5 protein-coding genes and 2 tRNA genes are annotated in these 6705 nt (G+C 70.9%); 5 read left to right on the top strand and 2 right to left on the bottom strand.

Annotated elements, in window-relative coordinates:
• Positions 1-30: 30 nt before the first annotated feature.
• Together Sru01_RS34765 and Sru01_RS34760 are read left to right on the top strand one after the other, a co-directional pair.
• Positions 31-101 (top strand) — tRNA-Cys (locus tag Sru01_RS34765).
• A 29-nt stretch (positions 102-130) separates the two neighbouring features.
• Positions 131-205 (top strand) — tRNA-Val (locus tag Sru01_RS34760).
• A gap of 77 nt (positions 206-282) precedes the next feature.
• On the opposite strand, the gene Sru01_RS34755 is transcribed toward Sru01_RS34760, so the two are convergent.
• On the bottom strand, positions 283-915 hold the full coding sequence (locus Sru01_RS34755) for a TetR/AcrR family transcriptional regulator (protein ID WP_203995051.1): 633 nt from the start codon (positions 913-915) through the stop codon (positions 283-285).
• 88 nt (positions 916-1003) lie between these two features.
• On the opposite strand from Sru01_RS34755, the gene Sru01_RS34750 reads away from it, so the two are divergent.
• Both Sru01_RS34750 and Sru01_RS34745 read left to right on the top strand, forming a co-directional pair.
• A complete protein-coding gene (locus tag Sru01_RS34750; protein WP_203995050.1) occupies positions 1004-2125 on the top strand; it encodes an epoxide hydrolase family protein in 1122 nt (373 codons plus the stop codon).
• A gap of 265 nt (positions 2126-2390) precedes the next feature.
• Positions 2391-3437: a LacI family DNA-binding transcriptional regulator gene (locus Sru01_RS34745; RefSeq protein WP_239138074.1), complete on the top strand. Its 1047-nt coding sequence runs from the start codon at positions 2391-2393 to the stop codon at positions 3435-3437.
• Positions 3438-3490: 53 nt separating this feature from the next.
• Here the strand turns inward: Sru01_RS34745 and Sru01_RS34740 are convergent, their stop codons facing one another.
• Positions 3491-5596: a cellulase family glycosylhydrolase gene (locus Sru01_RS34740; protein ID WP_203995048.1), complete on the bottom strand. Its 2106-nt coding sequence runs from the start codon at positions 5594-5596 to the stop codon at positions 3491-3493.
• 919 nt (positions 5597-6515) lie between these two features.
• Between Sru01_RS34740 and Sru01_RS34735 the strand changes: the two genes are divergently transcribed.
• Positions 6516-6705 (top strand): hypothetical protein (locus Sru01_RS34735; RefSeq protein WP_203995047.1); only part of this gene is annotated, 190 nt, incomplete at its 3' end.

The raw sequence follows: 6705 nt of genomic DNA, 5'->3' as shown, positions 1-6705 counted from the left end.
AGAGGCCCGGCACCGGCCGCGGTCTCGCCCGGTGGAGTGGCCGAGAGGCGAGGCAGCGGCCTGCAAAGCCGCGTACACGGGTTCAAATCCCGTCTCCACCTCCCTTGGCGCGCAGGGTTCAGCCGAGCGCGGGCGATTAGCTCAGTGGGAGAGCGCTACCTTGACACGGTAGAGGCCACTGGTTCAATCCCAGTATCGCCCACCACTCCCCCGGTCTCCTGGACCGGTGGGCATCGAATACGAGATCAGGGTCGGCTCCCGCCAGGGAGCCGACCCTGACGCTCATCCGCCCGCTTCCGCCGCTCCCTGGCGCCAGCGCCGGGTGATCTCCGCCCCGGTGGGCGGCGGGCCGGGCAGCAGGCCGTCCACCCGCAGCCCGTCCAGCAGCAGCGCGAGATAGCGGCGGCGCAGTTCCATGGTGCGCGCGGGGTCCGGGAGGCGGATCGCGGCGCACATCTCCAGCAGCATCGAGACGTCGTCCACGGTGACGCCCTCGCGTAACGCTCCGCGCACCCGGTCGAACAGGGCCGCGGTCCGCTCGCCGGCGACCACGGCGTCGGCGTACATCTCCGCGGTCGGCCGGAAGGTGCCGGCCAGGTGGACGGTCAGCGAATGCACGTCGGCGTCCACCACCGCGCCGAGGAACGCGGCGAACGCCGTCCAGCCATCCGGTTCCGCCGCCGCCCGCTCCGCCTCGGCGATGTAGAGCCGAAGGCCGTCGTGGCAGAGCGTGCGCAGCAGGTCGTCCTTGCCGGTGTACCGGCGGTACAGGGCGCTCATGCCGACGCCCGCCCGCTCGGCGACCGCGGCCATCGGCGCCTTGGCGTCGGCGATGAACACCTCCCGCGCCGCGGCCAGGATCGTCTCGTCGTTGCGCGCGGCCTGCCGGCGCCGGCCGGCGGTGGAGTCGGACATGCGATCAGGATAACAGTGGAACGGATCATTCCGTTCTGCTACGATAAAAGGGAACAAAGCGTTCCGTTCCAAGCTTTAGGAGTTGCGCATGAGCGCGATCCGCCCCTTCCGCATCGAGATCCCGCAGGCCGACGTGGACGACCTCCGCGACCGGCTGGCCCGCACCCGGTGGGGCACGGAGATCCCCGGCCAGGGCTGGTCGCGCGGCGTCCCGGTCTCCTACCTGCGCGACCTGGCGCAGTACTGGGGCGAGAAGTACTCCTGGCGCGCCGCCGAGGAGCGCCTGAACGAGCTGCCGCAGTTCCTCACCGAGGTCGACGGCCAGACCCTGCACTTCGCGCACGTCCGCTCGGCCGACCCGGACGCCGTCCCGCTGTTGATCGCGCACGACTGGCCCGGGTCGTTCGCGCTCTACCTGCCGGTGATCGAGGCGTTGTCCGCGCACTTCCACGTCGTCCTGGCGAGCACCCCGGGGGTCGGCTTCTCCGGGCCGCTCACCTCCGCCGGCTGGAACACCGGCAGGATCGCCGGCGCGTTCAACGAGATCATGACCCGGCTCGGGTACGAGTCGTACGGCGTGCAGGGCACCGGCGGCGGCGCGCAGATCGCGGTGGAGATGGGCCGGCAGGCCCCGGAGAACGTCATCGGAGTGCACGTCAACGGGCACATCACCTTCCCGTCCGACGACCCGGCGGACTTCGCCGACCTGACGCCGGCCGAGCAGGAGCGCCTGGGCCGCCTGCAGGAGTTCCGCGACGACAAGATGGGCTTCAACGTCATCCAGTCCACCCGCCCGCAGACCCTGGCCTTCGGCCTGCACGACTCGCCGGCCGGCCAGCTGGCCTGGATCGCGGAGAAGTTCAAGGAGTGGTCGGACCCGGCGGCGGACCTGCCGGAGGACGCGGTCGGCCTGGACCTGCTGCTGACCAACGTGAGCCTGTACTGGTTCACCGGGACGGCCGGCTCGTCGGCCAACCTCTACTGGGAGATGGCGCACGACCCGACGGCGTGGGCGCCGAAGGAGCGGTCGCAGGTGCCGCTCGGCGTCGCCCTCGGCGTCACCGACATCACCGTGCGGCGGTACGCCGAGCGGGACGCGCCGGTGACCCGCTGGACCGAGCTGCCGCGCGGCGGCAACTGGCTGCCGGCCGAGCAGCCGGAGGCGTTCGCCGACGACGTCCGCGCCTTCTTCACCGCCGCCCGCGGCTAGGCCGCGCCGGCTCGGACCGCGGACCCGGCCGCCGGGTCCGCGGTCCGGCCATGTCACCCGGCCTTCGCCGGCCGGCCGTCACCCCGCCTTCGCCGGCCGGCCGTCATCCCGTCGGAGCCGGCCCGGCCGGGTGCCCGCGTCGCCCCGGTCCGCGCCGGCGGCCCACCGGTCGCCGGCATGGATGCCAGAATGGCCTCCGTACCTGTCATGGCGGCCGGGGTGATCCCGGGCGACGACGCGGCCCGGCCGGCGAGGAATGGTGAACGTGACGGACGACCGATCGGACGAACCCGCGACCGACGGGCACAGCTCGGCGGACGGCGGGCCGGGGTCGGTCACCATCGCCTACATCGCCCGGTCCGCCGGCGTCTCCATCCCCACCGTGTCCAAGGTGATCAACGGCCGGGCCGGGGTGTCGGCCCAGACCCGGGCCCGCATCGAGGAGCTGATCGAGCAGTACGGGTACCGCAGGCCCACCGGCAACCGGAACAACATCGTGGAACTGGTGTTCCGCGAGCTGGCGAGCATGTGGGCCGTGGAGATCATCCGGGGCGTCGAGCGGGTGGCCCGCAAGAACCGGGTCGGGGTCATGGTCTCGGAGTTCGGCCTGCACGACTCGGCGGGCATGTCCATCGAGGACACCGTCGGGCGCCGCCCGCAGTGCGTCCTTTCGGTGGCGCAGCTGTCCACCGCCGAGCGCGACCAGCTGACCGCGCGGGGCATCCCGTTCGTCGTCTTCGATCCGACCGAGGAACTGCCGGACGACGTCCCGTTCGTCGGCGCCACCAACTGGCGCGGCGGCCACATGGCCACCCGGCACCTGACCGGGCTGGGGCACCGCCGGATCGCCATGATCAACGGGCCGGACCATCCGTTCTGCCGGGCCCGGCTGGCCGGCTATCGATCCGCGCTGGCCGAGGCCGGGCTGCCCGCGGATTCCGCCCTGGTGGTCCGCGGCCCGCTCACCCGCGAGGGCGGCCAGGCCGCGGCGCGCGAGCTGCTCTCCCGGCCCGACCGGCCCACCGCGATCTTCACGGCGAACGACCTGCAGGCGCTCGGCGTCTACCTGGCCGCCCGCGAGCTGGGCCTGGCCATCCCGCGGGATCTGAGCGTGGTGGGCTTCGACGACCTGCCGGTGGTGGCCTGGGTCGACCCGCCGCTGACCACGGTCCACCAGCCGCTGTACGAGATGGCCGCCGCCGCGACCGAGCTGGCGATGAGCCTGGGGCGCGGCGAGGAGATGACGCAGGTCGGCCTGGAGATCGCGACCACCCTCACCGTCCGGGAGAGCACCGCGCCCCCGGCGTCCTGATCCCGCGAAGGGCCGCGGCCGGTGCGGCCGCGGCCCTCGCCGGTTCCCCCCGGTCAGGAAGTGCTTCCGGTCACCGCGCTGCCGGACTTGGTGATGGAGTAGGTGAGCTGCGCCCCGCTCCAGAAGTGGAAGACGAGGGTGACCCGGCCGTCGTTGACCTCGTCGAAGAAGGCTTGCTTGAGGATGATGGTGTTGGCGGCGTAGTCGGGCTGGAAGGACGACCAGAACTCCTTGTAGGGCGTCCAGTTCGCCGGCCCCGCGGCGCTGCCGTCGGCGTACTTGGCCTCCATGGTGGCGAGCCGGTCACCGCGGAACTGGGTGGGGATGGTGAACGAGGAGGTCGTGCCGGTGGCCGCGGCCTGGACCGGCGGGTCGGCGGTGATGATCTCGATCGGCCAGGGCGCCCCCTGGGAGAAGCGGGCCTCGATGGTGGCGTTCACCCCGTAGGCGCGGCTGCCGGCCAGCCGGGTGAGGGCCGCCGCGGTGAGGGTCAGCGTGTTGCCGGACACGGTGTAGTCGGCGCCCTGCGCGAGGGCGGCGCCGTTGTACCGCAGGCCCTGGAACGAGGTGCCGTTGGGGTTGAGGGTGAGCGATTTGGCGGTGATCGTCCCGGTGCGCGGCAGGTAGACCTGATCGGAGGAGGCGGTGCCGGAGCGGGTGGTCCAGCTCGCCTTCATCATCTCGTAGATGCCCTGGTCCCGCCAGCGCAGCGCGTCGCGCTCCAGGAACGACCCCGCGTCCCACAGCATGGTGGTCAGCTTGCGGATGCGGGCGTTGTATCCGACGGCCTCGATGTACTTCAGGAACTCGCCGCGCTCGATGATGCCGGGCCGGGTGTAGTCGTAGGCCAGCAGCGCCCACTCCCCGACGATCACCGGGATCCCCTTGGCGACGAAGGTGTTGTACGCCCGGTCGAAGCCGCTGACCAGGTCCTGCTCGACGTTGCTGTCGTAGCGGGTGCCGCCGGCGATGTTCACGCTGAACGGCCACCACCCGTAGAAGTGCACCGTCGCGGCGAGGTTGGGGTCGCGCAGGGTGTTGAACGTGGCGGTCAGCGCGTCCAGCCGGGGCTGCTCGGAGCTGGTGTACAGGCTCGGCAGCACCAGCAGCCGGGTCCCGTTGCCGCCGCCGGTTCCGCGCACCTGGCGGACGAACGCGGTGTTGAGCTCGTTGAGCACCTGGTCGCTCTCGGCGTCTCCGGAGGTGCCGGTGAACTGCGGCTCGTTGATGCTCTCGAACACCAGCTTGGCCGAGTGGTCGCGGAACGTCTGGGCGAGCTGCTTCCACAGCGCGGTGTAGCGGGCCATCACGTTGGTGCGGTCACCGGGGTAGCCGTTGAGCCACTGCCAGGAGTCGTGGTGCAGGTTGAGCATCACGTAGAAGCCCTCGGCCAGGGACCAGTCGACCACCTCGCGGACCCGGTTCAGCCAGGTGGCGTCGATCGTGTACGCGGGCGCCGGGCCGGTGTGGTCGCTCCAGCTCACCGGGATGCGGATGCTGTTGTAGCCCTGGGTCCGGACGAAGTGCAGCATCTCCCGGGTCGTCCGCGGGTTGCCCCACGAGGTCTCGTCGGGGATGGCGTCCAGCGTGTTGCCCAGGTTCCAGCCGGGCTGCATGGCGGCGACCGTGGCCATCGCGTCGCCCGGCCGCGGTGACGGCGAGGGCGAGGGCGACGGGGACGGGGACGGGGACGGGGAGGGGCTCGGAGACGGGGACGGCGAGGACCCGGGGTTACCGGTGCAGGCCGCGCCGTTGAGCGTGAAGGCGTCCGGGGCGGTGTTGGTGCCCGTCCATGACCCGTTGAAGCCGAAGGACACCGTCGCGTCGGTGGCGATGGCCGCGTTCCAGCTCACGTTCGCCGCGGTGACCTGCGCGCCCGACGAGGTGACCGTGCTGTTCCACGCCTGGGTGACCCGCTGGCCGGACGGGAACGTCCAGCCCAGGCGCCAGCCGTTGACCGGGTCACCGAGGTTGGTGACCTTCACCTCGGCGGTGAACCCGCCCGGCCACTGGGACGAGACCGTGTAGGCCACCCGGCAGCCGGTCGCCGCCTGCGCGTCACCGGCCGCGACCAGCGTTCCCGTCGCCAGCAGCGTGGCCAGCGCGCCGACGACCGCGCCCGCCCGTAGCCGCACTCTCCGCAAGAGTCGCAGATTCACGCCAGGGACCCCTTCCGATGGATCCACCTGAGGCCGTCAGCCCGCCTAGAAGGGAGTCCGGCCCCGCAATGACAGCGGTCATGGTTTCGCAACAGAAACCAAATCTGGCGCGAAACATAGCATCGGGAGTCGGCAGGTACCACCGTCTGTCATCCGCGCTGCGGGCAGGCGGGTGATCAGCCGCGCCGGCACGCTTCCGACCCAGCGTCCCGACACGGAATTCGCAGGTCAAAGGTCATATCATCGCGAACTACGCCTGCTCGGCTCCGGTTCAGCCGGCGGATGCGTGCCGTCGAATAGAACAATGTTCTGAAACTTTCACTTCATGGCAGGCCGTGGCATGAACGACACGTCCACCAGCCCGCCAGGCCGGCACCCGAGCCGGCGGCCACCGGCTCGAAGCGGCGCGAGATCCGGAGATCGAAGGAACGTCCGGCGGCCGAGCCACCGCATCCTTGAGACAGTCCACCAGCAGATTCTCGATCCGGTTTACGACACCACCGATGTTTGTGCTCAGCGGGCGCTGCAATCTGTACCAGCCGACCCGCCTTCGATCAGGACTGAACTGGATATTCATCGGCCAGAGCATCAGCCTCACTACTGGCGGCCAACGAGCCATCCGATGATAGATCGGATGTATGGCCAACCTGGACTGACGTGGCTGCTGAAACTTTCAGCACAGCAACGGCTGGTTTTCCGGAAATATCGCAGGTCTCCGGCCTATCGCCCGCCCGGGGCCGTCGTCCTTGGGAGAGCCGCGTTGACCCTCGACTCGAAGCCATGTTTCGCTCCAGCGCACCGTGCAGGTGAACCCGGTCTTCGCGTGCCTCCGAACGGGTCTGCCGGAGTCGGCCACCGGCCAGGGCGGGTCGTCCACCTGGCCTCGCCTGCCGCCACATATCAGGAAGGACAGGACGTCATGCTTGATCACCCGCCGTCATCGGACGGCACGCGCACCGGGCCCAGAGCCGCCGCGAGAGGATCGCGGCGCCCGGTCCGCCTTCTCGCCGCCACCGTGGCGGTGGCGGCGGCGTTCGTCGGCCTGACGGCCTGGCCGTCCCAGGCCGCCGCACCGGTCGCCGGCGGCGTCTACACCCTGGCCTCCGGCG

This window comes from Sphaerisporangium rufum, assembly GCF_016863395.1.
Lineage (GTDB): Bacteria > Actinomycetota > Actinomycetes > Streptosporangiales > Streptosporangiaceae > Sphaerisporangium > Sphaerisporangium rufum.
Note: the sequence above shows the minus strand (reverse complement) of the source record. Positions and strands in the feature narration are given on the sequence as shown.

What these genes read in the sequence shown, in the direction of transcription:
- Sru01_RS34755 (WP_203995051.1), bottom strand. Translation starts at nt 915, where the DNA reads ATGTCCGACTCCACCGCCGGCCGGCGCCGGCAGGCCGCGCGCAACGAC.
- Sru01_RS34750 (WP_203995050.1), top strand. Translation starts at nt 1,004, where the DNA reads ATGAGCGCGATCCGCCCCTTCCGCATCGAGATCCCGCAGGCCGACGTG.